The sequence below is a fragment of the Bradyrhizobium sp. BR14999 genome (assembly GCF_056106085.1).
Map to the genome: position 1 here is coordinate 3,965,645 of NZ_CM148536.1, position 25,829 is coordinate 3,991,473.

24 protein-coding genes are annotated in these 25,829 nt (G+C 61.7%); 20 read left to right on the forward strand and 4 right to left on the reverse strand.

Annotated elements, in window-relative coordinates; translation table 11 throughout:
- Positions 1-445: 445 nt before the first annotated feature.
- The 9 genes from ACR9YP_RS18195 (at position 446) to ACR9YP_RS18235 (ending at position 9,651) form a co-directional block, all read left to right on the forward strand.
- Positions 446-1,624, forward strand: coding sequence for an ABC transporter substrate-binding protein (locus ACR9YP_RS18195; protein WP_474220668.1), 1,179 nt, complete (start codon positions 446-448; stop codon positions 1,622-1,624).
- 193 nt (positions 1,625-1,817) lie between these two features.
- On the forward strand, positions 1,818-2,687 hold the full coding sequence (locus ACR9YP_RS18200; RefSeq protein ID WP_474220669.1) for a branched-chain amino acid ABC transporter permease: 870 nt from the start codon (positions 1,818-1,820) through the stop codon (positions 2,685-2,687).
- 8 nt (positions 2,688-2,695) lie between these two features.
- Complete coding sequence (locus tag ACR9YP_RS18205) at positions 2,696-3,724, forward strand: branched-chain amino acid ABC transporter permease (protein ID WP_474220671.1); 1,029 nt, start codon at positions 2,696-2,698, stop codon at positions 3,722-3,724.
- Positions 3,721-4,476, forward strand: coding sequence for an ABC transporter ATP-binding protein (locus ACR9YP_RS18210; RefSeq protein ID WP_474220672.1), 756 nt, complete (start codon positions 3,721-3,723; stop codon positions 4,474-4,476). Before ACR9YP_RS18205 ends, ACR9YP_RS18210 begins: the two co-directional genes overlap by 4 nt.
- The gene (locus ACR9YP_RS18215) at positions 4,469-5,185 is read left to right on the forward strand and encodes an ABC transporter ATP-binding protein (RefSeq protein ID WP_128938835.1); all 717 of its coding nucleotides are present in this window, start codon (positions 4,469-4,471) and stop codon (positions 5,183-5,185) included. The genes ACR9YP_RS18210 and ACR9YP_RS18215 overlap by 8 nt, the downstream gene beginning before the upstream one ends.
- 70 nt (positions 5,186-5,255) lie before the next feature.
- Positions 5,256-6,374: a cobalamin-independent methionine synthase II family protein gene (locus ACR9YP_RS18220; RefSeq protein WP_474220673.1), complete on the forward strand. Its 1,119-nt coding sequence runs from the start codon at positions 5,256-5,258 to the stop codon at positions 6,372-6,374.
- Positions 6,375-6,438: 64 nt separating this feature from the next.
- A complete protein-coding gene (locus tag ACR9YP_RS18225) occupies positions 6,439-7,536 on the forward strand; it encodes an acyltransferase family protein (RefSeq protein WP_474220675.1) in 1,098 nt (365 codons plus the stop codon).
- A gap of 818 nt (positions 7,537-8,354) precedes the next feature.
- Entirely contained in the window at positions 8,355-8,864 is a 510-nt protein-coding gene (locus ACR9YP_RS18230; protein WP_474220676.1) for an NUDIX domain-containing protein, read from the forward strand.
- 454 nt (positions 8,865-9,318) lie between these two features.
- Entirely contained in the window at positions 9,319-9,651 is a 333-nt protein-coding gene (locus ACR9YP_RS18235; protein WP_474220677.1) for an EamA family transporter, read from the forward strand.
- Between the two features lie 392 nt (positions 9,652-10,043).
- Here the strand turns inward: ACR9YP_RS18235 and ACR9YP_RS18240 are convergent, their stop codons facing one another.
- Positions 10,044-10,313, reverse strand: a complete 270-nt coding sequence (locus ACR9YP_RS18240; RefSeq protein WP_474220679.1) for a hypothetical protein — start codon at positions 10,311-10,313, stop codon at positions 10,044-10,046.
- 129 nt (positions 10,314-10,442) lie between these two features.
- On the reverse strand, positions 10,443-11,168 hold the full coding sequence (locus ACR9YP_RS18245; RefSeq protein WP_474220681.1) for a hypothetical protein: 726 nt from the start codon (positions 11,166-11,168) through the stop codon (positions 10,443-10,445).
- Between the two features lie 972 nt (positions 11,169-12,140).
- Between ACR9YP_RS18245 and ACR9YP_RS18250 the strand changes: the two genes are divergently transcribed.
- The 11 genes from ACR9YP_RS18250 to ACR9YP_RS18300 all read left to right on the forward strand — a co-directional run bounded on the left by ACR9YP_RS18250 (position 12,141) and on the right by ACR9YP_RS18300 (position 23,191).
- Positions 12,141-13,496, forward strand: a complete 1,356-nt coding sequence (locus ACR9YP_RS18250; protein ID WP_474220682.1) for a hypothetical protein — start codon at positions 12,141-12,143, stop codon at positions 13,494-13,496.
- Positions 13,497-13,556: 60 nt separating this feature from the next.
- A complete protein-coding gene (metK, locus tag ACR9YP_RS18255) occupies positions 13,557-14,753 on the forward strand; it encodes a methionine adenosyltransferase (protein ID WP_474220684.1) in 1,197 nt (398 codons plus the stop codon).
- A 129-nt stretch (positions 14,754-14,882) separates the two neighbouring features.
- Positions 14,883-16,304 carry an adenosylhomocysteinase gene (gene ahcY, locus ACR9YP_RS18260; RefSeq protein WP_474220686.1) on the forward strand — a complete coding sequence of 474 codons (1,422 nt, stop codon included), beginning with the start codon at positions 14,883-14,885 and terminating at the stop codon, positions 16,302-16,304.
- 162 nt (positions 16,305-16,466) lie between these two features.
- Positions 16,467-16,886 carry a nuclear transport factor 2 family protein gene (locus ACR9YP_RS18265; RefSeq protein WP_091891919.1) on the forward strand — a complete coding sequence of 140 codons (420 nt, stop codon included), beginning with the start codon at positions 16,467-16,469 and terminating at the stop codon, positions 16,884-16,886.
- A 49-nt stretch (positions 16,887-16,935) separates the two neighbouring features.
- Entirely contained in the window at positions 16,936-18,402 is a 1,467-nt protein-coding gene (locus ACR9YP_RS18270) for a flavin-containing monooxygenase (RefSeq protein WP_474220687.1), read from the forward strand.
- A gap of 142 nt (positions 18,403-18,544) precedes the next feature.
- The gene (locus tag ACR9YP_RS18275; RefSeq protein WP_474220688.1) at positions 18,545-19,201 is read left to right on the forward strand and encodes a nucleotide-binding protein; all 657 of its coding nucleotides are present in this window, start codon (positions 18,545-18,547) and stop codon (positions 19,199-19,201) included.
- The gene (locus ACR9YP_RS18280) at positions 19,170-19,823 is read left to right on the forward strand and encodes a phasin family protein (RefSeq protein WP_474220689.1); all 654 of its coding nucleotides are present in this window, start codon (positions 19,170-19,172) and stop codon (positions 19,821-19,823) included. Before ACR9YP_RS18275 ends, ACR9YP_RS18280 begins: the two co-directional genes overlap by 32 nt.
- A 177-nt stretch (positions 19,824-20,000) precedes the next feature.
- Positions 20,001-20,156 carry a hypothetical protein gene (locus ACR9YP_RS18285; RefSeq protein ID WP_007612486.1) on the forward strand — a complete coding sequence of 52 codons (156 nt, stop codon included), beginning with the start codon at positions 20,001-20,003 and terminating at the stop codon, positions 20,154-20,156.
- A 133-nt stretch (positions 20,157-20,289) separates the two neighbouring features.
- A complete protein-coding gene (locus ACR9YP_RS18290) occupies positions 20,290-21,219 on the forward strand; it encodes an aspartyl/asparaginyl beta-hydroxylase domain-containing protein (RefSeq protein WP_128938827.1) in 930 nt (309 codons plus the stop codon).
- 13 nt (positions 21,220-21,232) lie between these two features.
- Positions 21,233-21,691, forward strand: coding sequence for a YybH family protein (locus ACR9YP_RS18295; RefSeq protein WP_474220690.1), 459 nt, complete (start codon positions 21,233-21,235; stop codon positions 21,689-21,691).
- A gap of 165 nt (positions 21,692-21,856) precedes the next feature.
- On the forward strand, positions 21,857-23,191 hold the full coding sequence (locus ACR9YP_RS18300; RefSeq protein WP_474220691.1) for an MFS transporter: 1,335 nt from the start codon (positions 21,857-21,859) through the stop codon (positions 23,189-23,191).
- A 70-nt stretch (positions 23,192-23,261) separates the two neighbouring features.
- Here the strand turns inward: ACR9YP_RS18300 and ACR9YP_RS18305 are convergent, their stop codons facing one another.
- Both ACR9YP_RS18305 and ACR9YP_RS18310 read right to left on the reverse strand, forming a co-directional pair.
- Positions 23,262-23,963: a fumarylacetoacetate hydrolase family protein gene (locus tag ACR9YP_RS18305; protein ID WP_091891937.1), complete on the reverse strand. Its 702-nt coding sequence runs from the start codon at positions 23,961-23,963 to the stop codon at positions 23,262-23,264.
- 37 nt (positions 23,964-24,000) lie between these two features.
- Complete coding sequence (locus ACR9YP_RS18310) at positions 24,001-25,803, reverse strand: ABC transporter ATP-binding protein (RefSeq protein ID WP_474220692.1); 1,803 nt, start codon at positions 25,801-25,803, stop codon at positions 24,001-24,003.
- Positions 25,804-25,829 lie beyond the last annotated feature (26 nt).

A 25,829-nucleotide genomic window follows, 5' to 3' on the forward strand; every position in this document is an offset into this window, starting at 1 on the left:
TATTGTCCTTGAGAGGGCCATCCTAGCTGGTATGGTATACATAGCGTATTCACTAGCCAGGGGATCGGCCGGCATAACCGTGAGGGCTCAACGGCAAAAGCATTCGGGGATGTTCAAATTCTGCAAATGAGAGGCGGAATTCTCCATCCACGCTGCGGTGGCGCCTCTTAGAGTGCCGCATCAAATTCGCGGCAATCTGGCTTGAGCAACGAAGGGCTTTTTCGTTGACAAGACCATTTTATTTGTACAATCGTACAAATCTCCGTGCTGTCGTAGACGGGACCGCGCGCTTGCGCCGAATGGTCGCCCAACGTCCGATTGACAACGGGGTTGCAGAGGACGCCATGTGGCCGCACGGCATGGCTTGTCCGCGAGTTAAAGTGCGGCAAGGACCGGGCACTCGGTTCAGGGCACAAAAGTCAGGAATTAAGGGGAGGGAGATCTGATGTTCGTACGCAAACCATTTTCTTGGGCCGCCGCGGTGGCTGCCATCTCGGGCCTTGCTGCCGTCGCGCCTGCGAAGGCGCAGGACACCGTCAAGGTCGGTCTGATCCTGCCGATGACCGGCGGCCAAGCCTCGACCGGCAAGCAGATCGAGAGCGCGATCAAGCTCTACATGCAGCAGAAGGGCGACACCGTCGCCGGCAAGAAGATCGAGATCATCCTCAAGGACGACGCCGCGATTCCCGACAAGACCAAGACCGCCGCGCAGGAGCTGATCGTCAACGACAAGGTCAACTTCATCGCCGGCTTCGGCGTGACGCCCGCCGCGCTCGCGGCCGCGCCGCTCGCAACGCAAGCCAAGATTCCGGAAGTCGTCATGGCGGCCGGCACCTCCATCATTACCGAGCGTTCACCCTACATCGTGCGCACCAGCTTCACGCTGGCGCAGTCCTCCACCATCATCGGCGACTGGGCGGTCAAGAACGGCATCAAGAAGGTGGCGACGTTGACCTCGGACTACGCGCCGGGCAATGACGCGCTGAACTTCTTCAAGCAGCACTTCACCGCCGGTGGCGGCGAGGTGGTCGAAGAGGTCAAGGTGCCCTTGCAAAACCCTGATTTCGCGCCGTTCCTGCAGCGCATGAAGGACGCCAAGCCCGATGCGATCTTCGTGTTCGTGCCGGCGGGGCAGGGCGGCAACTTCATGAAGCAGTATGCCGAGCGTGGTCTCGACAAGGCCGGCATCAAGGTGATCGGACCCGGTGACGTCACCGACGACGACCTTCTCAACAACATGGGCGACGCCGTGCTCGGCACGGTCACCGCGCATCTCTACTCGGCGGCGCATCCCTCGCAGATGAACAAGGATTTTGTCGCCGCCTACAAGAAGGCCTTCGGCAACCGTCCGGGCTTCATGGCGGTGAGCGGCTATGACGGCATGCACCTGATCTACGAAGCGCTGAAGAAGACCGGTGGCGACACCAACGGCGACAAGCTGATCGAAGCCATGAAGGGGCAGAAGTGGGAGAGCCCGCGCGGCCCGATCTCGATCGACCCCGAGACCCGCGACATCGTGCAGAACATCTACATCCGCAAGGTCGAGAAGGTCGACGGCGAGCTCTACAATGTCGAGTTCGCGACCTTCGACGCCGTCAAGGATCTCGGCAAGACCAAGAAGTGACGCGCGAAAACGCGTCATTCTCGAGGCTCACCTCTCCCGTTTGCGGGAGAGGTCGGCGCAGAGCGCCGGGTGAGGGTTCTCTCCTCGTCGGGAGTCTCTCAGTGGAAAGACCCTCTCCCCAACCCTCTCACGCAAGCGGGAGAGGGAGCGCAGCACGGCCCTTGGCCACACTTGAGATGACTTTCGACCCCCGATGACCGCAATCCTCACCAATCTGTTCGATGGCGTTGCCTACGGCATGCTGCTGTTCGTGCTCGCTTGCGGGCTCGCGGTCACGCTCGGCCTGATGAACTTCGTCAACCTCGCTCATGGTGCCTTCGCCATGGCCGGCGGCTATGTCTGCATGGTGCTGGTCAACCGGATGGGCTGGCCGTTCTTCGCCGCCCTGCCGCTCGCCTTCGTCTCCGCAGCCGCGATCGGCATTGCGCTCGAACGCACGCTCTACCGCCACCTCTATGCGCGCAGCCATCTCGACCAGGTGCTGTTCACCATCGGCCTGACTTTCATGTCAGTGGCGACGGTGGACTACATTCAGGGTTCTTCGCGCGTCTTCATCAATCTGCCCGCTGCGCTCCAGGGCCAGTTCGACGTGTTCGGCGTCGGCATCGGCCGCTACCGGCTGATGATCATCGTGATCTGCGGCCTGCTCACCATCGGCCTGCAGATGGTGCTGGCCAAGACGCGCTTCGGCAGCCGTCTCCGCGCCGCGGTCGATGATCCCCGCGCCGCGAGCGGCCTCGGCATCAACGTGCCGCAGGTGTTCGCCTTCACGTTCGCTTTTGGCTGCGGGCTCGCCGGCCTCGGCGGCGCGCTGAGCGCCGAGATCCTCGGCCTCGATCCGTACTTTCCGCTGAAATTCATGATCTACTTCCTGATCGTGGTCACCGTCGGCGGCTCCTCCTCGATCACCGGGCCGTTCCTGGCCTCACTCCTGCTCGGCATCGGCGACGTCGCCGGAAAGTATTACGTGCCGAAGATGGGCCCCTTCGTGATCTACACCATGATGATCGTGATCCTGATCTGGCGCCCGAACGGCCTGTTCGGCCGCACGGCCGCGCGTTGAGTTCGCCGATGAGCGCTTCCTCCGACGTCGGCTATCACGCCCAGCGCCAGGCGCGCTGGCATTATGGCGAAGTCGCCTTCTGGCTCATCGTATTGGCCTGCGGCTTCGCCTTTCCCACGCGCTATCTGATCATGACCGACATCCTGCGGCTGGCGCTGTTCACGATGTCGCTCGATCTCATCCTCGGCTATGCCGGCATCGTCTCGCTCGGCCATGCCGCCTTCTTCGGTGTCGGCGCCTATGCGGCGGGACTTCTCGCGCTGCACGGTATCGTCAAAGAGCCCGTGCTGGCGCTGATCGTCGCCGGCCTTGCGGCGATGGTGCTCGGCTTTGCCACCAGCTTCCTGGTGATCCGCGGCGTCGACCTGACCCGGCTGATGGTGACGCTCGGCATCGCCCTGCTGCTGGAAGCGCTGGCCGAACGCTTCTCCAACATCACCGGTGGCACCGACGGCCTGCAAGGCATCGAGATGCAGCCGATCTTCGGCGAGATCCCGTTCGACATGTTCGGCAAGGCCGGCTTCTTCTATTCGCTGGCCGTGCTGTTCCTCCTCTTCCTGCTTGCCCGCCGCGTCGTGCATTCGCCGTTCGGCCTGTCGCTGCGCGCGATCAAGAACAATCCGCTGCGGGCCGCAGCCATCGGCATCCCCGTCAGCCGTCGCCTGATCGCGATCTACACGCTGGCGGCATTCTATGCCGGCATTGCGGGGGCGCTGTTCACCCAGACCACCGCGATCGCCTCGCTCGACGTGTTTGCGTTCGAGCGCTCCGCTGATTTGATGCTGGTGCTGGTCATCGGCGGCACCGGCTATCTCTATGGCGGGCTGATCGGCGCGGTAGTGTTCCGTATGCTCCAGGAATTGTTCTCCACCATCACTCCGCAATACTGGCAGTTCTGGATCGGCCTCGTGCTGGTCGTGATCGTGCTGGTCGGCCGCCAACGCCTGCACGGCTGGGTGCTCTATGTGCCGAACCTGGTCATCAAGCAGGTGGCCGGGCGCAAGGCCGTCGTCGCCGTGCCGGAGAGCGACGCATGACCATCGCGCTCGAAACGAAGAATCTCGAGAAGCAGTTCGGCGGCCTGCGCGTCACCCGCGACCTGTCCTTGAAGATCGAGCAGGGCGCCCGCCATGCCCTGATCGGCCCGAACGGCGCCGGCAAGACCACGGTCATCAACCAGCTCACCGGCGTCCTCAAGCCGAACTCGGGGCGGATCCTGCTCGAAGGCCAGGACATCACGGATCTGCCCGTGCACAAGCGCGTGCTGCGCGGCCTGTCGCGCACGTTCCAGATCAACCAGCTCTACCCCGACCTGACCCCGCACGAGACCATCGGCCTCGCCGTCTCCGAGCGCCTCGGCCATGGCGGCGACTGGTGGCGGCGGATGGGGACGCGGAGTGACGTCAATGGTGAGGTCGCCGATCTACTCACGCGCTTCCATCTGCTCGACGTCATGAACGAGCAGACCGTGACGCTGCCTTACGGCAAGCAGCGTCTGCTCGAGATCGCGGTGGCGATCGCGGCCAAGCCGCGTGTGCTGCTGCTGGACGAGCCCGCCGCCGGCGTGCCCGAGAGCGAGCGCCACGACATTCTCGCGGTCGTCGGCGCACTGCCGAGCGACGTCACCGTGCTGCTGATCGAGCACGACATGGATCTCGTCTTCTCCTTTGCCGATCGCATCTCGGTGCTGGTCTCGGGCGCGCTGCTCACGGAGGGGCCGCCCGAGCAGGTCGCGCGCGATCCGCAGGTCAAGGCGGTCTATCTCGGCGAGGACGCGGTCAATGTCTGACCTGCTCGCGATCGACTCCCTTCGCGCCGGCTATGGCGAGGCGGTGGTGCTGCCCAACATGTCCTTGCGCCTCGCCGAAGGGCAGGTGCTGGCGCTGCTCGGCCGCAACGGCACCGGCAAGACCACGCTGATCAATTCCATCGTCGGCGTCACCCGCCGCTTCTCGGGGTCGGTCGCGCTTGCCGGCGCGGATGTCACCTCGCTCCGGCCTGACCAGCGCGCGCGTGCCGGCATCGGCTGGGTGCCGCAGGAGCGTAACATCTTCCGCTCGCTCACGGTGGAAGAGAACATGACCGCGGTGGCGCAGCCCGGCCCCTGGACGGTCGAGAAGGTCTACGAGATGTTCCCGCGGCTGAAGGAGCGGCGGAGCAATTTTGGCAACCAGCTCTCCGGCGGCGAGCAGCAGATGCTGGCGATCGGCCGCGCGCTGACCCTCAATCCGAAAGTCCTGCTGCTGGACGAACCGACTGAGGGCCTCGCCCCAATCATCGTCGAGGAGCTTCTCAAGGCGATCGGCACCATCACCCGGGCGGGCGGCATCTGCTCGATCATCGTCGAGCAGAATGCCCAAAAGATTCTGGGGCTGGCCGACCGCGTCGTGATATTGGAGCGCGGAACGATCGTCCACGACGCCCCGAGCGCCGCGCTGAAGGCCGACCCATCGGTCCTGGAGCGCCACCTCGGCGTCGCCGGGGCGGCGGCCCACTGATCATCGCCTCTCCCCGCAGGCGGGGAGAGGGAGTACAATTTGCGCCACTGAAAGTTCGGGAGAGATAACAATGCAGCGAACCAAAGCCCCCTTCCGCGCCGACGAGGTCGGCAGCCTTCTGCGTCCCGCCAAGATCAAGGAAGCCCGCAGTCGTCTGGAGAAGGGCGAGATCTCGGCCGACGATCTGCGCAAGATCGAGGACATGGAGATCGAGAAGGTCGTGCACAAGCAGGCCTCGATCGGGCTGAAGCTTGCGACCGACGGCGAATTCCGTCGCTCCTGGTGGCATTTCGACTTCCTGGCCAAGCTCACCGGCTGCGAGCTGTTCCACCCGGACACCGGCATCCAGTTCGCGGGCGTGCAGACCCGTCACGACGCAGTGCGCGTGATCGGCAAGCTCGACTTCCCCGACAACCACCCGATGCTGGATCACTTCCGCTTCCTGACGAAGTATGCCGACCAGGCCCACGTCACCGCCAAGATGACGATCCCGTCGCCGGCGGTGCTGCACTTCCGCGGCGGTCGCAAGTCGATCTCCAAGGACGTCTATCCCGATCTCGACGCCTTCTACGAGGACCTCGGCAAGACCTATCGCAAGGCCGTGAAGGAGTTCTACGACGCCGGCTGCCGCTATCTCCAGTTCGACGACACCGTCTGGGCCTATCTCTGCTCGCAGGACGAACTGCAGAAGGCGCGCGAGCGCGGCGACAATCCGGAGGGCCTGCAGCAGATCTATGCCCGCATCATCAACTACGCGCTGGCCGAGAAGCCCGCCGACATGGTGGTGACGACGCATGTCTGCCGCGGCAATTTCCGCTCGACCTGGATCTCCTCGGGCGGCTACGAGCCGGTCGCCGAGACCCTGCTCGCCGGCACCAATTACGACGGCTATTTCCTCGAATACGACAGCGATCGCGCTGGCGGGTTCGAGCCGCTGCGCTTCCTGCCCAAGGGCAACAAGGTCGTCGTGGTCGGCGTCATCACCTCGAAGTTCGGCGAGCTCGAGAAGAAGGACGACATCAAGCGCCGCCTGGAAGAAGCCGCCAAGTTCGCCCCGCTGGAGCAGCTCGCGCTGTCGCCGCAATGCGGCTTCGCTTCGACGGAAGAGGGCAACATCCTCTCCGAGGAAGAGCAATGGGCCAAACTCAGCCTTGCGGTGGAGATCGCGAAGGAAGTGTGGGGCAACTAGGCCCTGTCAAGCAGCGCAAACAACATGATGGCCGGGCTTGTCCCGGCCATTTACGTCGCTTGGCTTGGTCGAAGCGGAAAATTACATTCACCTCACGATGAACTTGTCTAGCGACGAGGCTGCTCCCCGTAGCATTTGGCCTGTGCTTGGTGGTTTGCGTTTCGGCTTTGCCTCCTGGGTGCTGGCCGCGCACACATACAATTTCGGGCTGGAATCGCGAGCGCTTCCGGTCCCATCCCGTTCTGGATTGATGGCCGTCATCTGTTTCTTTGCCATCTCCGGCTTCAGCATTCATCACTCCATCGCCAAGCAGCCTGATGGTTATTTGCGCAGGCGGGCATTGCGGATCCTACCCACTCACTTCTTCACCGTCGCCGCGGCGCTCTGCACTTATTTCGTGCTTGGCCCGACTTTGCTGGGCCTGCACGAAATACCTTACCCAATGCCGCCCCTGCTTAAGTGGCTCGGCTACGCACTGCTTCTGAATGTATTCTTCGCTCCAAACTTCATCATGATGTTGTTTCCGCTTTGGTCTCTTTCGATCGAGGCGATCTACTACGTCTGCGCGCCTGCGATCGCGCGCGTCCATCATGCAATCCTACTCGGCGCGATCGTCGTGTCAGGCATCCTGATGATGATCTGGCCCCGCTTTGCAGGCACCGACTACACGCTCACACCGTACGGCACAGAGATCATTACCTTTGCATGGGCCTGGCTCACCGGCTGGTTTGCCTATAACCATCCAAGGAACAAGGTAGCCTTTGCGATCTGTGCGTTGATTGGTTGCGGGGTATGCCTCACGCATCCAACCGACCTTTGGATGGTCAATTGGCGAGTCAAGGCATTGACCCACGCGAGTTGGATCGCAACTATTGCAGTACTTTTCTTTCCGCCGAACGTTGCGATGACTGACAAGGTGCGCCATACACTCCTATATTTGGGTGATCTCAGCTTCCCGCTCTATGTCACCCACTACCCCATACTGTTCATCATGACGACCGTGGTCTGGCATTCGCATCCGGAGCTCAATCACGGCATGATTCATGCGGTGCTAGCGCTTCTTGTCGCTCACCTAGTGCTAGTGCTAATCGATCGACCCATGAGGCTCAGCCGCTCGTCTGGCGGCGTACATTTGCCAGCAACAACAACGACGCAGAGCTAAACGTCGCGATACGATCGGCTCCTGAATCGCAGCGGGTCAAAGGACTCAAGGAGGTCGCTCGGCGCCGTAAGGAATTTTAGAGCGGTAAAGCCCGGAGCTATTCACAGGTCTGGCAGGCTCTGGGGCCCAAGGAATTGATAATTTGCCGATTTGCCCAGTGTTGCTTTGGTCGCGGCGCGCGGCCTCAAAAGATCACGTTCGGAGATGTGCGAAACTGGCGTACGCGGCGTCCTGGTTCATTGCTCTGACTAACACTGCAGCCACTCCGTGGCCCTCAGGCTGGCCGGATGGTGTCAGGCTGTCGAGTGGCAGATTTTAACCGGCAAGCCGCCGGGCCCAATGGGTATCGGAGCACTAGATGATCAAGGGGGCGGGCCTTTGATGATCCGATGCCGGCCGCGTGCTGCTAACGCGGCTTAGAGGTCGCCACGCCGGCCGTTGCATTCTCCTGCGGCGCAAGTTGTGTAGCGGGGGGCGACAGTTACTCATCCCAGCAAACCCATCTGCACCGCCTCGTGCTTCGTGACCGAGTGGCCCATAGCAGCGCCAAATGACTGGCCAGGGCGCAAAAAGCGTTGCGACAGATGAGGCTGACGGTTGTGGACAATAGTCACTGGATTTGACGGAATACACTATCCAGCCAGCGCCAGAGACAACGGCGGTTATCGCGATTGCGGCGAGATATTCGGTTGTCATGGCGATGGCCCTCCACCACCTGCCTGCAAAACAATTGTTATTGCCTGTTGGGGTTCCACCGTATTGACGACTGGATGCCGCTCGGGCATCGCTTTGGGAACGAAGTTGACCGAGTTCGCTTAATGCCGATTTCCGAATACCTCCGTACGGTCCGCCAAAAAGTCGGCCACGATCTCGTTGCGTTGACTGCGGTTTCGATCTCGATTTTCGATCAGCAGCAGCGCCTTCTTTTGGGCAAAGACGCCGAGACCAGGCTTTGGACGCTTCCCGGTGGGGGCGTTGATCCGAACGAGCAGCCAGCCGACGCTGCCGTTCGTGAGTGTTTCGAGGAGACTGGCCTCTACGTCACGCTGACCGGAATAATCGGAGTCTTCGGCGGGCCCGAGTTTCTTGTGCAGTATCCGAATGGCGATGTAGCGTACTACACGACGATTGCATTCCGCGGCATTGTGACTGGTGGGGTGTGCAAACCGTCGGACGGGGAGATGTCTGAGCTGAACTATTTCAGCGAAGCTGGCTGTGGGTCTTTGCCAATGTCGCCTTCCAGTCGGGTGATAGCAGAACAGGCATTCACTCGAGCCGGCTATCCGTATTTCCGTCCCGCCTCCTGGGCTCCCGGAAAAGGCATCTAGGTTGGATCCTCTCGCAGCAAGCTTGATGCTCGTTGCCGGGCTACTTCACGCGTCATGGCATGCCATGGTGAAAGGCGGCAACGGACTGCCTATTCTGGCCGGTATGGGGGTCGTTAGCTCTGTCGTCACCCTTCCGCTTCTGCCCTTTGTCCCAGTGCCATCAGGATCTGTGCTGGTGATTTTGGCCCTGTCTGTCGGCCTACATGGGCATATAAGGTCAGTCTCTGGCAGGCTTACGTATCAAGCGAGTTCAGCAAGGTGTACCCGATAGCGCGCGGTTTTGTTCCGCTCTTCGCGGCCGCGCTCGCATATCTAATGCTGGATGAGTTCCCTGACGCCCGACAATTTGTTGCCGTGGGTTTGATCGTATGCGGCACCCTCTGGCTTATGCTTGACCGGATCTCTTCCATGATGCCTGCACGTTCCTTGCTGTCGGCTCTAGCAGCGAGTTCTGATGGTAGCAGCGTACTCCGTTGCAGATGCGTGGGGGGCTCGTGCAGGTGCGGGCTGGGCCTCGTTTACTGCGTGGCTCATCGTGATCGACAGCATTTCTTTTGTGGCGCTGACTCGTTTAGTTCGAGGACCGAAGCTTTGGTCCGAATGTATAGCTGCCAAGATCGAAATAATCGTCGCTGGCGTTCTTGGCGTTGTTGCCTTTGCCGTTTTCGTTTGGGCGCTCAGCTACAATCCGGTCGGAAACGTCGCCGCGTTTCGAGAATGCAGCGTGTTGTTCGGGGCTATCATCGGAATGCTCTTCCTCCGAGAAGGCACACAGCTGCAAAGCTAGTGTCCGTCTGTCTGATCACAGTTGGCTTAGTCGCCATAGCCGCGCTGAAATAGCTGCCGCACCGTACCCGATGCTGCATTGATGGTGATGCGGCGACAAATTACGCGTTGAACCTAAATCTAGGCGCGACTGATCGACTGATCGTCGGTCAGTACACATCGAGTTGCCGCTCGAGCTTCCTGCCGCATTGCCGAGTATCGTCGTAGTTGGCGATCCGGTGCCGGTCGTGATGAGCGACAAATGTGTTGCATATGCCGAGTGCCGTCACACCGCCGGAACCGGACCAAGTGGCGTTCGTTTATGCTTCCAAAGCGCGTGGAGGAAAGGATCTCGGCCTAAACGCCTTTTTCGGGAGGCCAGGGAGGCCGGACCGGAAATACGGATAGGCCGCCTCATCGTTGGCGTCTGCGTTCAGCCCGAGCATCGAAATAGATGAGCGCCGCGAATGTGGCGCCTACCGCCAAGACGCCAACGCAGCCAGTAATGACCAACACCGCCACCATACCCGAATCAGTATCAATACGACGCTCGGATACAGGCAATTCACGAATCATTAACGTTTGGAATAATCGGGCGCTGATGGCCCAACCTCTTAACGCCTGCCTGCGCCAGTCGAGATCCATGGCGAACGAAAGCGGCACTCCAGCCACCGCCTCCAGCATCGAGAATGATCACTTCTTCGAGCTCGAGAGAGATGGCTCCGGCCGCTTTTGTTGGTGTTCAAACGCGCTGTTGAAGGGGCCGCTTGGTCGCGGGAATTCGGGCGTCGGTCAATTCGATCTCCTTTATTGTCAAAGAGGGGCCAAGCCGGCTCTTTGCCACTCCTGAAGTGCAATGCGAATACCATCCCGATAAGGGCGCGGTACCACACCAAAGCGCCGCACCATCTCATCAGTCGCGATGTTCACGTCTTCGGCAAAGCGACGCAGCATGCTAGGGTCAAGCTTCGTGAGCCCGGCCCGCTTCAACAGCTCCATGGTGGCAATACTCTGCCGCAACGGAACCGGCACTATGGGACGTCGCAGGTTCAACGCTCGTGCCGTCTCCGCAACCATCTCACGCCACCTCAGCGGAGGTCCCGCAATCGGCACGACGGATGAAGTCTGCCAGGTGGCGACTGCGGCAACATGAAGGCAGCGCGCGACATCATCGATGAAGATTGGCTGTACGACGTGTTTTCCGCCGCCTGGGGCCGGCACGATAGGAAATCTGCTAAGCGCGCTTACAATGCGCCTGACATTATATTCATGTGAGCCGCCATAGATCATGGTCGGGTGGATCATCACCCCCGGGACGCCACTTGCAAGAAATTGTGCTTCAGCCTCAAGAAGTTCTTGCCCCGCTCCAGGATTAGGGTTGCGAAGATACCGCCAGGCCGATCCCGTCAAAACAACCGCCTGACCTGGATGGCAATTCTGAAGGATTTTCGACGTAAACTTGGCATGCGCGCACGAGACAATCGTGGAGGCTGCGGCGATCGCCTCGGCAACTCCGTGCCCAGTCTCGAGATCAGCCACGCGATCAGCGTGCGCGTCGCGGGATACTGTGCATACTCGCACGTTTGACGCTCGCAACGAGCTGGCCAGCCGGTTCCCGAGATCGGAGCTGCTTCCAAAGATGACAATCACGCGAGGCACCAACAATCACTGTGGGGGATGGTTCAATCGATCGCCGTTTGTCACTGCCGTCAACCAGTAGGTTTTCGTCGATCGCCAATTTGCGATTGACATAGCAACTGGGACGGCCAGACGATCACGACGACGTCCCCGCCAACCATAGTGCACGCGAGGGCAACCAGCAAAGCCTCTCCGTCAGCGTGGGTAGAAATAGAAAATCTCCGAATTGTCGAAAACATTCGCAATTTGAGCGGACTCCCTCAAGCAGGGTTGCCACCGCAGGCTACGGTTTGATTGGTGAAGGCGATTTGCGCAATATCGATTACGAATGGCATGAGAACTGCCACGCGCGACAGAAAAGCCGTTGTCAGCGTTGATGAATCCACCGCTCGTGGCCTCCACTGAGCTCCACTCGCGCAACCAATGACCCATATTGCCCTCGAAGCTTACCATGCCCCTGTCATGCAGCTCGACATACAGGCTCACTATAGACGCCGATCCAGCGATCACCACATTCTGTAGATTGGGAAAGTTGCCGCGAATGACGATTGAGGCGCGGGCCCTTAAAGCAACAGGTATGCAGGTTTCAATTTCAGCGCATCCGGGCAGAAGAGAGGTCGATGCCGTCGCCCATACTCATTGATTGCGAGCGCGGCGAAGCAATCCAACTGCGGGACTCTGGATTGCTTCGTTGCGCTCGTTGTGCGCTGTCTCCCAATGTCGTCTTGGCTTTCGCCGGGATGGCACCGAGAGGGTGGTGGCAATGCTCCTTCTCCCAATGCCACATTTCTCGGCTTCGAACATGTGCTTCCCCCGGTGGGCAGAATTTGCTAGGACGCAGGACCCAATCCGTCTGCCCACCGCGTCCCACCGATGAAAAACGACGAAATCCTGAGCCAGATCACCGAGTTCTGCCGCAAGGCGGACATGGCGGAATCGACCTTCGGTCGGCGCGCGGTGAACGATGGGAAGCTGGTGCATCGCCTGCGCGAGGGAAAGCGCATCACCATCGATACGCTGGAGCGGATCCAGGCCTATATGGCCGCATCGATGGCCGGCGGCGTGCCGCCGCCGCGAGGACTGCAGGTGCCGCCGGAAAAGCGCGACCCGCGCGGCAATTTCCGCTTCTTCGAGAACCGCCAGAAATACCTGCTGTTCGTCCACACCTGCAGCGAGAAGCGGGTGATCGCAGATAGGGTCGCCTTGGAGCTAAGCTCCATCCATCCGCGCCCGCCGGCGCTACGCCTGTTCGACGCGGGCGTGGGCGACGGCACAGTGCTTGCGCGGGTGCTGCGCGCAACGCACCAGCGCTTTCCCAACATGCCGTTCTATGTCGCCGGTAAGGAGCTCAGTCTCGAGGACCTGCGCCTGACGCTGGAGAAGGTGCCGGATCGCATTTTCGAGCATCCGGCGTCGGTGTTTGTCTTCACCAACATGTTCTACGCGGAGGCGCCCTGGCTGACGCCGGCATCGCCTGCGGCGGCGGCGGCCACCGTCTGGCATGAGGTGCCGCTGCGCGGCGCTTCATCGGGCGAGTTCGAGCAGCAGATCGCGGAACTGCGGCCGTTCTTGGAGCAGAACTGGCGCGCCGCGATCAGCCCACGCACTGCCATGCCGCTCTACGAGCGGCCTGTCGTCCTCGTGCTCTATCGCGAGGACCACAGGTTTCTCTTGGATTCGACCATTCCGCGACCGGGCCAGACCGAGGCCAATTTCGACCTCGTCATCGCATCCCAGCCCTACCGGGCCCTGTCCTCGGTCAATTTCCGGGCCAAGCGCATCATTGCACCCTTGGCGCGGGCGCTCCGGCCTGGCGGCAGGCTGATCGGAATCCACTCCCATGGCCAGGATCCGGGCATGGAAATGATCCAGGCGATCTGGCCTGGAGAAAACCCTTTCTCAGTCAGCCGTCATGAGCTACTGCGTGCGGTTAAGTATGAACTAGGATCGGTGGGCCGCGACCTAAATTTTAATGCTTACGCGGACAACCGTTCGATCTTCAGGTATGATATGGAAGCGCTGCCCAACGAGGTCACCGGCACCATTGGTACCTCGACGGCCTTTGCAGCGTGGAATGCGGCGGTGTATGTCGCTCAGATTGAGGACGACCGGTTGACAGAAATGACTCAAAACGGCCGCACTCTGGATGCCGCCAGGGACGTGCTGCGAAAGTACAACGGGCTCTGGTTTCTCGACGAATCCTACGTCATCTCGCGTCGGCGTGATTGACATCATCAAAAGTAAACATCGCAAACGCCCGCCGGCTAATGGCGGAACAAGGGGTTACTGATGCGCGCGTCCTATCTCTTCACCAGCGAATCCGTGTCCGAGGGCCATCCGGACAAGGTCTGTGACCGGATCTCCGATGAGATCGTCGATCTGTTCTATCGTGAAGGGCCGAAGGCGGGCATCGATCCCTGGGCCATCCGCGCCGCCTGCGAAACGCTGGCCACCACCAACAAGGTGGTGATCGCTGGTGAGACCCGCGGTCCGAAATCAGTGACCAACGAGCAGATCGAAAGCGTCGTCCGCGGCGCGATCAAGGACATCGGCTACGAGCAGGAAGGCTTCCACTGGAAGACCTGCGACATCGAGATCCTGCTGCATCCGCAGTCGGCCGACATTGCGCAGGGCGTCGATGCGCTGCAGCCGGGCGAGGTCAAGGAAGAAGGCGCGGGCGACCAGGGCATTATGTTCGGTTACGCCACCAACGAGACGCCCGACCTGATGCCGGCGCCGATCTTCTACGCCCACAAGATCCTCCGCCTCATCTCCGAAGCGCGCCACTCCGGCCGCGAGAAGGTGCTGGGCCCGGATTCCAAGAGCCAGGTCACCGTGCAATACGAGAACGGCAAGCCGGTCGGCGTGCGCGAGATCGTGGTCTCGCACCAGCATCTGATCGAGGACCTCACCTCCAAGCAGGTGCGCGACATCGTCGAACCCTATGTGCGCGAGGCGCTGCCGAAGGACTGGATCACGCCGAAGACGATCTGGCACATCAACCCGACCGGCAAGTTCTACATCGGTGGCCCAGACGGCGACTCCGGCCTGACCGGCCGCAAGATCATCGTCGACACCTATGGCGGCGCGGCCCCGCATGGTGGCGGCGCGTTCTCCGGCAAGGATCCGACCAAGGTCGACCGTTCGGCGGCTTACGCGGCGCGCTACGTCGCCAAGAACGTCGTTGCCGCCGGTCTCGCCGACCGCTGCACGCTCCAGCTCGCTTATGCCATTGGCGTCGCGCGGCCGCTGTCGATCTACATCGACACCCATGGCACCGGTAAGGTGTCGGAGGACCAGCTCGAGAAGGCCGTCGCCAAGGCGATGGATCTCACGCCGCGCGGCATCCGCACCCATCTCGACCTCAACCGCCCGATCTACGCGCGCACCTCGGCCTATGGCCATTTCGGCCGCACGCCGGACAATGAGGGTGGCTTCTCCTGGGAGAAGACCGACCTCGTCGAGCCGCTCAAGCGCGCGCTCTAGTTTTACGCATCATCCCGGGGCGCACGCGGTACGCGAGCGAACCCGGGATCCTTATCCGTCACATCGAGATTCCCGGTTCGCCTCTATTGGGCGACCCGGAATGACGAGTTCAACAACAGGACACTCGCAATGAACGCGAAGCCCGGCTTCACCGATTACATCGTCAAGGACATTTCGCTCGCCGATTTCGGACGCAAGGAGATCTCGCTCGCCGAGACCGAGATGCCCGGCCTGATGGCCACACGCGAGGAGTACGGCCCGAAGCAGCCGCTCAAGGGCGCGCGGATCGCCGGCTCGCTGCATATGACGATCCAGACCGCGGTGCTGATCGAGACGCTGGCCGCCCTCGGGGCCGACATCCGCTGGGTCTCCTGCAACATCTATTCGACGCAGGATCACGCAGCGGCCGCGATCGCCGCCGCCGGCATTCCCGTCTTCGCCGTCAAGGGCGAGACGCTGACCGAATATTGGGACTACACCGCAAACCTGTTCGACTGGCACGGCGGCGGCACGCCGAACATGATCCTCGATGACGGCGGCGATGCCACCATGCTGGTGCATGCCGGTGTCCGTGCCGAGAACGGCGATACTGCCTTCCTCGACAAGCCTAGCTCGGAGGAGGAGGAGATCTTCTACGCGCTGGTCAAGCGCCTTCTGAAGGAGAAGCCGAAAGGCTACTTCGGCGAGATCGCCAAGAACATCAAAGGCGTCTCGGAAGAGACCACCACGGGCGTGCATCGCCTCTACGAGATGGCCAACAAGGGCACGCTGCTGTTCCCAGCGATCAACGTCAACGACAGCGTCACCAAGTCGAAGTTCGACAACCTCTACGGCTGCCGTGAATCACTGGTCGACGGCATCCGCCGCGGCACCGACGTGATGCTGTCGGGCAAGGTGGCGATGGTCGCCGGCTTCGGCGACGTCGGCAAGGGCTCGGCGGCCTCGCTGCGCCAGGCCGGCTGCCGCGTCATGGTGTCGGAAGTCGATCCGATCTGCGCGCTCCAGGCCGCAATGGAAGGCTACGAGGTCGTGACCATGGAAGACGCCGCGCCTCGCGCCGACATCTTCGTCACCGCGACCGGCAACAAGGACATCATCACCATCGAGCACATGCGCGCGATGAAGGATCGCGCCATCGTCTGCAACATCGGCCACTTCGACAACGAGATCCAGATCGCCGCTCTGCGCAATCTGAAGTGGACCAACATCAAGCCGCAGGTCGACGAGATCGAATTTCCCGACAAGCACCGCATCATCATGCTGTCGGAAGGCCGCCTCGTGAACCTCGGCAACGCCATGGGCCATCCGTCCTTCGTGATGTCGGCGTCCTTCACCAACCAGACGCTGGCGCAGATCGAGCTGTTCGCCAACAACAAGGACGGCAAGTACGAGAAGAAGGTCTACGTGCTGCCCAAGTCCCTCGACGAGAAGGTCGCCCGCCTGCACCTCGCCAAGATCGGCGTCAAGCTCACCGAACTGCGCAAGGACCAGGCCGACTACATCGGCGTGAAGCAGGAAGGTCCGTACAAGTCGGATCACTATCGGTACTGATCGCTTTCAGTTGCGACACAAGGCCCTGGAGCGATCCGGGGCCTTTTTTTGTTGGTCCGCCATGTGATACGCTTTCAGGTGGAGCCGCAACAAGCCCGCCACCTTTTGCAGCGGGCGGCCTTTTTTTCACGTTCATTGTCAGAATGCATATGGAGGAATGCGATGTCGAGCGAAGCCAACGTTCAGCTGTTGAAGGAAGCCTATCGCCAGTGGAACGACAGCAAGGGGCAAAGCGTCGATCACTGGTTCGACAACGTCATCGGCCCGCAGATCAAGTTCGATTCGATTCCGCGGGGAGCCGAGCAAGTACCTTTCGCCAAGTATTATGACGACCGCACCGAGTTGCGCGGCTATTTCGATGGCCTGCTGGCAGAGTGGAGCATGCAGTACTACACGATGAACGAATTTGTTGCCCAGGGCGATGCCGTGGTCGCGCGCGGCGAATGCGCATGGACGAACAAGAAAACCGGAAAGGTCGCGAAGACGCCCAAGGTGGATTTCTGGCGCTTCAAGGACGGTAAGGCGATCGAATTTCACGAGTATTTCGACACTGCCTGTGTCTACGGTGCCACCATCCCCTGACCGTTGCAATTTGGCGTAGCGCTGCCATCCTGTGATCAGGAGAAGCGCCATGGCCGAAGCCAATGAACATTTCGACGTGCTGATCGTCGGTGCCGGCCTGTCCGGCATCGGCGCGGGCTATCATTTGCAGACGAAGTGCCCGACCAAGAGCTACGTCATCCTGGAGGGACGCGATTGCATCGGCGGCACCTGGGACCTGTTCCGCTATCCCGGTATCCGCTCCGACAGCGACATGTTCACGCTCGGCTATTCGTTCAAGCCGTGGACCGACCCGAAGGCGATCGCCGACGGGCCGCAGATATTGAACTATGTGCGCGAGGCCGCAGCCGAGAACGGCATCGAGCAGCGCATCCGCTTCCGTCGTCGCGTCAAGCGCGCATCGTGGTCGACGCCGGAGGCGCGTTGGACCGTGGAGGCCGAGCGCATTGCGGGCGAGGGCGCAACCGAACTCGTGCGCTTCACCTGCAATTTCCTGTTCATGTGCTCGGGCTATTACAAATACGAGGCGGGCTACACGCCGGAATTCAAGGGCACGGCGGATTTCCAGGGCCGCATCGTGCATCCGCAGAAATGGACCGAGGACATCGACTATTCAGGCAAGCGTATCGTCGTGATCGGCTCGGGCGCGACCGCAGTGACCCTGGTGCCGGAGCTCGCCAAGAAAGCGGCGCAGGTCACTATGCTCCAGCGCTCGCCAACCTACGTGGTGTCGCGCCCCGCTCAGGATCCCGTTGCCAACAAGCTGCGCCGCAATTTGCCGACGCAGCTTGCTTATCACCTGATCCGCTGGCGCAATGTGATGTGGGGGGTGTTCTTCTTTCAGCTCAGCCGGCGCCGGCCGGCGAAGGTGAAGGATCTCATCCTCAAGGGCGTCAGAATCGCACTCGGCCCCGACTACGATGTCGCGACCCATTTCACGCCGCGCTACAATCCCTGGGACCAGCGGCTCTGTCTCGTGCCTGACGGCGATCTGTTCAAGGCGATCCGCGAGCAGCGCGCCGCCGTCGTCACGAGCCAGATCGACACGTTTACGTGCGACGGTATTCGCCTGAAGGACGGCAGCGAGCTTGCCGCCGACATCATCGTGACGGCGACGGGCTTGGTGCTCCAGGTCGTCGGCGGGCTCGAGATCAGCGTCGATGGCCGAGCCGTCGATTTCGCCAACACGCTGACCTACAAGGGCATGATGTATGCCGACGTGCCGAACATGGCTTCCGCCTTCGGCTACACCAACGCGTCGTGGACGCTGAAATGCGATCTCACCTGCGAATATGTCTGCCGGCTCATCAACTACATGGACCGGCACAATTTCCGTCAGTGCATGCCGCACAATGACGATGCCACGATCACCGCGCAGCCCTCGCTCGATTTCACCTCGGGTTATGTGCAGCGCTCGATCGCCAAGATGCCGAAGCAGGGCTCGAAGCGGCCGTGGCGCCTCTATCAGAACTACGCGCTCGACATCGTCTCCTTGCGCTTCGGCCGGATTGACGACGGCGTGATGAAGTATTCCTGATCTCCGTATGTTGCCGGAGGAACCGGTCGATCGCTTGAGGCGAGCCGCGACTTGAAGTAGTATTGTTGCGTTGCATGCAATTTAGTTCCGACAGCGCCTGAGTTCCGCGTCGCTGGCATTGATGGGAGCGCGGGACGTGCACGTGCTTGCTCTGGTCACGCAGAAAGGCGGAAGCGGTAAGAGTACGCTGGCCGTTGGGCTTGCAGTGGCCGCGATGGAACGCGAAGAGCGCGTCGCTCTCATTGAGGCGGACGCGCAGGGCACCATCTCGAAATGGAAACAGCGTCGCGAGAACTCCTTTCCTCGTGTCGAGTGCGTTGCGGATCCGGCAGAGATCGAGCCGGTGCTGTCTCGGCTCCAGGCTGAAGGGATTGGGCTCGCAATCATCGACACGGCCGCCACGAACAACGCCTTGGCGCTGCGCGCCATCACCAATGCCGACCTCTGTCTCATTCCGGCGCGTCCGAGCCCGGCCGATATCGAAGCTGCCATCCCTACACTGTTGGCCATTCGTAGGGGTAACCGCCGGTTTGCCTTCATCCTCAATCAGACGCCCACACGGGGGTGCCGACTGAGTGAAGCTGCCACGTCGCTCAACTCGCTTGGGGTGCTTGCGCTTCCCTTTATTGGACAGCGCAACGATCATCAGGATGCGCTCGGGGTAGGCTTGGGCGTCACCGAGTTTGCGCCGGACGGAAAAGCCTCGGACGAGATCGTTGGGCTGTGGCGCTGGATTTCGGAGTACATCTTCGCGGAGTCGAATCATCATGGGCAAGGCACGGTCGAGACAGCCTGCTGATGGCGCACGCGCCAGACGTCGGTCGCTGGTGGATCTGACTGCGGCGGTGAGCCGTAGCATCGACGAGAGCCTCTTGGAGACGCCGCCTGATCCGGTCGCCGTCCCACGGGGCGATGGACTCCGGAGCGAGCGGGCAGCCAAGAGGCCTGCTCGAAAGACGCCTGCTCGAAAGGTGCCTGCGGAGACGACCATTCCCGCGGCAATCGACAACGTCGCGACGTGCCCGTCTACGAAGGTGGAGTTGCGTTCAACGCAATTCCAAAGTGCCAGCAACACCTCCGCTCTCGCCGTGGAGATCGCCAAAGAGATGCAGACGCATGCCCTCGAGGCAATGAAGTTAGGCGTGCATACTGCGTTCGAATATACGAAGGATATTGCCAGCCCGGAAAGCGACGTCCTGGACGGAGCTGCCGCTGAGTGCCACGCGGTCGTGCTCGAATTGATGAAAGTGAATGCAGGCGCGACCCTGCAGTATACGCGCGAGTTGAGCCGCGTGAGAACGCTCTCGCAGTGGGTCGAGTTGTCGAGCTCACATGCGCGAAAGCAGTATGAGTTGGTGCGACAGCAAGCCGAATTGCTGAAATCATTGACACGCAATGCGAGAACGTCCGGCGCCGACTAGCGCGCATCGGAATCAGGATATCGCCGAGGCCCGGGCGGGGCGGCCCGCCCGCCGATGTTGTTTGCGTATTCGGGCGCCCGTCTGAATCGGCCATCCTGCCCAACGGTTAACGCCGGATTAACGGATGGGTCCTAGCCTGTCTCGGCCGGGGTGACTCGCAAGGCCGAGGTGAGCCCAATGGAAGCCCAGAGAATCGCGGTCGACGCCGTCGTCGCGCTGACCGATTGCGACCGCGACGCCGTCATCGCCTTCATCCGCCGTCTTTACCTCGCTGGCGTCACCGATCCCAAGCGCCTGACGTTCAAGGGCCTCCAGGCGCTGTCGCGGGCCTGATTTGGGCGGTTTCGGCCCCAAGTTCCGCTCGAGGGCTCTCCCCAGCGTGATTGCAACCCGGCGGTGAATATCTTGCCGCTCGGGCCCCGTCGGGCTACACGACACACCGGCTGGGTCACTTGGGATTGGGGAAATGCTGAAACAGCTTTTTGCGCCGCAACTTGTCATTCTTTATGTGCTGGCGGCTTCGACGATTTACGTTCACTTCCGCGGCAAGCAGCGGCTGCGCTTCGCGCGCCAGCTCGGCGATCACTCGACTTATCTCGCACCCTACAACGTGCTGATGTATGCCGGCTCGGCCGTGCCCAACAAGCCGGTGATCTCGGTCGATCAATTTCCCGAGCTGAAGCCCCTGAGCGAGAACTGGGAGACCATCCGCGACGAAGCGGTGCGGCTGTTCGACGAGGGTTTTATCCGCGCCGCTGCCAAGAACAACGACTGGGGCTTCTATTCCTTCTTCAAGAGCGGCTGGAAGCGGTTTTACCTGAAATGGTACGATGACTTCCTGCCTTCGGCGCGCACGCTCTGCCCGAAGACGGTGGAGCTGCTGAACTCGATCCCAAGCGTGCACGGCGCGATGTTCGCGATGCTGCCGCCGGGCGGCAAGCTCGGCGCCCATCGCGATCCCTTCGCGGGTTCGCTGCGCTATCACCTCGGCCTCGTTACGCCGAACTCGAACAAATGCCGGATTCTCGTCGACGGCGTCGAATGCGTCTGGCGCGACGGCGAAGCCTTCATGTTCGACGAGACCTTCATCCACAGCGCCGAGAATGCGACCGACGTCAACCGCATCATCCTGTTCTGCGACGTCGAGCGCCCGATGAAGTTCGGCTTCATGACCGCGATCAACCGCTGGGTCAGCCATCACATCGTCAAGGCGTCGGCGACCCAGAACGTCGACGGCGAGAATGTCGGCGTGCTCAACAAGGTGTTCGGCAAGCTCTACGAGATCCATCTCGGCAGCCGCAAGGTCAAGGAGTGGAACCGCAACGTCTACTACACGCTGAAATATTCGCTGACGGCGCTGATCCTCGGCCTCATCGTGCTGTCGGCGTTGCGGTGATCGGCGCCTCGCGATGAGCCCCTTGCCGGTCGCGAATACGGAGATCGTGCGGTTCTTCCGCCAGTGGCTGGATACCTTCGCGGGCTATGTCCGCGAAGTCGACTACGCCTCGGCCAGACCGCTCTTCCATCCGGATGTGCTCGCCTTCGGCACGCATAACGATGTCATCCCCGGCCTCGACCAATGGGTCTCGACGCAATGGGATAACGTCTGGCCGAAGACGACCGATTTTCGTTTCGTGCTCGATCAGACCTCGATCCTGGCATCGTCCGACGGCACGATGGCGACCGTGATCGCGCCGTGGACAAGCACGGGCTATCATTCCGATGGCAGCCCGTTTCCACGCCCCGGCCGGGCAACGATGGTGTTCTCCAAGACCGCCAACGGCTGGCTGTGTGTGCATTCCCACATGTCGCTCAACCGAGGAGTGCCCCAGGCGAGCCACGCCAATCGGCCGGTGAAAGCCTGGTAGAGCCAAGCCATCGGCCAGCGTGCGCCGCCGGCTTTATTGGCCGACTAAAGTTTTACACTCTCGTTCCAGTTCGGCCGGAACCCTCGGAACCTGATCTCGTTTGTTCTTCAACGTACAATCGGTGAAAAATGCGCAACCGGGGGGCTGTCCAAGGGAAACGCTCCCATGGCAACACTCGATCTTGATGCCACCCGACTTACTGCATCCGAGCATCAGCGCCAGCTTCGTCGCGCGGTGATCGCGTCCACGGTAGGGACCGCGATCGAATGGTATGATTTCTTCCTCTACAGCACTGTCACCGGTCTGGTTTTCGCAAAGCTGTTCTTTCCGCAGTCCGACCCCTGGGTTGGCACGCTGGAGGCGTTTGCGATCTACGCGGTCGGCTTCATCGCGCGCCCGATCGGCGCGGCAATCTTTGGACACTATGGCGACCGAATCGGACGCAAGTCGACGCTGATTGCGACGCTGCTTTTGATGGGACTGGCGACCGCCGCAGTGGCCGTGGTGCCGACCTATGCGAGCATCGGCATCTGGGGCGCGGTGATCCTGACCGTGCTGCGATTCATTCAGGGTGTCGGCGTTGGCGGCGAGTGGGGCGGCTCAGTGCTGATGTCGATGGAATGGGCCCGCAGCGACCGATCCCGAGGATTGATCGCGTCATGGCCGCAATTCGGCGTGCCCTGCGGCCTGTTCCTCGCAAATCTCGCCGTGCTGGCGTTCAGCCAGATGGCGGGCGATCAGTTCCTGGCGTGGGGCTGGCGCATTCCGTTCGCGCTCAGCATCATCCTGGTCGGCGTCGGGCTTTATATCCGGCTCGGCATTCTCGAAACGCCGGTGTTCTCAAAGCTCGTGGCCGAACGTCAGGTCGACCGCACGCCGATGCTGACGGTGATCCGGGAATACCCGAAGGAGATCCTGCTGTCGGCCTTCGCGCGCATGTCGGAGCAGGCGCCGTTCTACATCTTCACCGCCTTCGTCTTCTCCTATGGCATCGGCACCCTGCACGTTTCGCGCGACTTCCTGCTGACCGCGGTGCTCTCGGCCTCGGTCCTGTCGTTCGTCTCGATCCCGCTGTGCGGACATATCTCCGATCAGATCGGCCGCAAGAACATGTACATGATCGGCGCTGCCGTGACAGGCATCTTCGGCTTCGTCTATTTCGCGCTGCTCAACACCGGATCGCCAACCATCATCTTCCTTGCGATCATCCTGTCGTTGATTCCGCACGACATGCAGTACGGTCCGCAAGCCGCCTTGATCGCCGAGAGCTTTACCGGACGCCTGCGATACAGCGGATCCTCGCTCGGCTATCAACTTGCATCCGTGATCGCCGGCGGCCCGGCGCCGCTGATCGCAACCTGGCTGTTCGGCACGTTCCACTCAGCGACCGCAATCGCGGTCTACATCGCGATTTGCGCTGTCATGACGCTGGTCGCAACCGCGATGATGACCGACTACACCGGGAAGGACATCAACGCGGCGGGCGCGCATGAGCGGTGAACTTGAGGCCGCAAAAAAGCCCCGGACGTGACGTCCGAGGCTTTTGCTTTTTCATTGATTTGAGGTCTGCCTATTCCGGCTGGCCGATCGCGACCTTCAGCGTGCCGATGCCGTCGACGCCGCATTCGAGCTTGTCGCCCACCTGGAGCTGCGACACGCCGGCCGGCGTGCCCGTCATGATGATGTCGCCGGCGGCGAGTTTCACCTGCTGCGAGAGCTGCCAGATGATCTCCGGCACGTTCCAGATCAGCTCGGTGAGGTCGCCCTTCTGCGCTTCCTTGCCATTGACCGTGAGCCAGATCTTGCCCTTCGAGGGATGGCCGATTTTCGAGGCCGGCTGCACCGCGGAGCAGGGGGCGGAGCCGTCGAACGACTTGCCGATCTCCCAGGGACGCTCCTTCTTGCGCGAGGCGATCTGGAGATCGCGGCGGGTGAGGTCGATGCCGACGGCGTAACCGTAGACGTGGTCGAGCGCCTTGTCGGCGGGGATGTTCAGCCCGCCGCTCTTCATCGCGACGACCAGCTCGACCTCGTGATGCAGATCCTTGGTCAGCGGCGGATAGGGGATGGTTGCGCCGTCGGGCACCAGCATGTCGGCGTGCTTGGCGAAGAAGAACGGCGGGGCGCGCTCGTCATTGCCCATCTCGCGGATGTGCTCGAGATAGTTGCGGCCGACGCACCAGATGCGGCGCACCGGATAGCGGCCGCTTTCGCCGACGACGGGAAGCGAAGCCTGGGGCGGAAGCGGAATGACGTAGGAGGCGGCGTTCATGAAGCGGTCTCGCGGCTCTTGGGGTTGATAAGGAACTCTATGCGGTTGCACTGATCGGCGCCAGTGCGCCGGCATCGTGATGTTGCAGGCGGAAGAACGAGGCGTAACGGCCGGAGCGGCGCAAGAGCTCGTCATGCCGGCCGTGCTCGACGATCTCGCCGCCCTCGACCACCAGGATGCTATCTGCGTGCATGATGGTGTGCAGGCGGTGCGCGATCACGAGGGTGGTGCGGTTCTGGCAGAGATGCTCGATCGCCTCCTGCACCTGACGCTCGGACTCCGAATCCAGCGCGGCGGTGGCTTCGTCCAGGAGGATGATCGGCGCGTTCTTGATCAGCGCGCGCGCCACCGCGATGCGCTGGCGCTGGCCGCCGGAGAGCTGCGTGCCGTGCTCGCCCACCGGGGTGTCGTAGCCGAGCGGGAAGCCCATGATGAAATCATGCGCGCAGGCCGCCTTCGCCGCCTCGATGATCTCGTCCTCGCTGGCGCCCGGCCGGCCGAAGGCGATGTTGTTGCGGATAGTGTCGCGGAACAAATAGACGTCCTGGCCGACATAGGCGGTCTGCGCCCGCAGCGATTTGCGCGAGACCGAGTTGATCGACTGGCCGTCGATCACGATCGCGCCTTGCGTCACCTCGTAGAAGCGCAAGAGCAGCGCCAGCACGGTCGACTTGCCGCCGCCGGACGGGCCGACCAGCGCGGTGACCTTGCCGGGCTCGGCGATGAAGCTCATGCGGTTCAGCACGGTCTCGCCTGAGCGATAGGAGAAGCTGACGTCGCGCAGCTCGATGCGGGCATCTGACAGCTTCAGCGCCGGCTTGTCGTCGTCGGACTGCTCGCTCGCCGGGCTGTCGACGACCTCGAGCAGCATGCGCGCGCCGACCAGCTGGCTGTTGAGGTCGATATTGAGCCGCGCCAGCCGCTTGGCCGGCTCGGTCGCCATCAGGAACGCAGTCATGAAGGAGAAGAACGCGCCGGGCGTCGCATTGAGCGCGACCACGGCGTAGCCGCCGTACATCAGGCAGCCGGCGACCGCGAAGCCGCCGAGCATCTCCATCAGCGGATTGGAGCGGTTGGCGACGCGGGCCATCTTGTTGGCGTTGCGCTCGACGACCGCGATGTTCTCGTCGATGCGGTTCTGCATGGTGTCTTCGAGCGTGAACGCCTTGACCGTGCGGATGCCTTGCAGCGATTCCTGCATCGTCTCCAGGATGTCGGCGGTGCCGGTGAACTGGTTATGCGCAAGGCCCTTGATGCGCTTGACCAGCTTGCGCAGCACCAGCATCGCCGGCGGCACCGCGACGAGGCCGATGAACGACATCAGCGGGTCCTGCCACACCATCACGCCGATCATGGCGAGCAGCATCAACAGGTCGCGCCCGATGGCGTTGACCAGCATGTTGAGCACGTCGGTGATGGACTTGGCGCCGGCGGTCAGCCGCGCCAGGAATTCAGACGAATGCCGCTCGGAGAAGAAGCCGACGCTTTCGCGCATCAGCTTGGCGAACAGCTGGCGCTGGTTGGTGGCGAGGATGGCGTTACTGATCTTGGTCAGGATCACCATGTGGCCGTAGGTCGCCACGCCCTTGATGAACAGCAGCACCACCGTGATGGCCGAGAACATCGCGATGCCCGGGATGTTCTTGTCGACATAGGCCTGGTTGATGACCTGGCCAAGCACATAGGTCGCGCATGCGGTTGAGCCTGCGGCGAGCGCCATCAGCGCAAAGGCGACGAGGTAGCGCCGCCAGTAGACGACCCCTTGTTCCATGACCAGGCGGCGAACCAGGACCGCTGCCGCATAGGGATCGTCGGTGATTTTCTTTGGAAACTGGGCCATCCGGTGTCCATTGACGGCGCAGGACA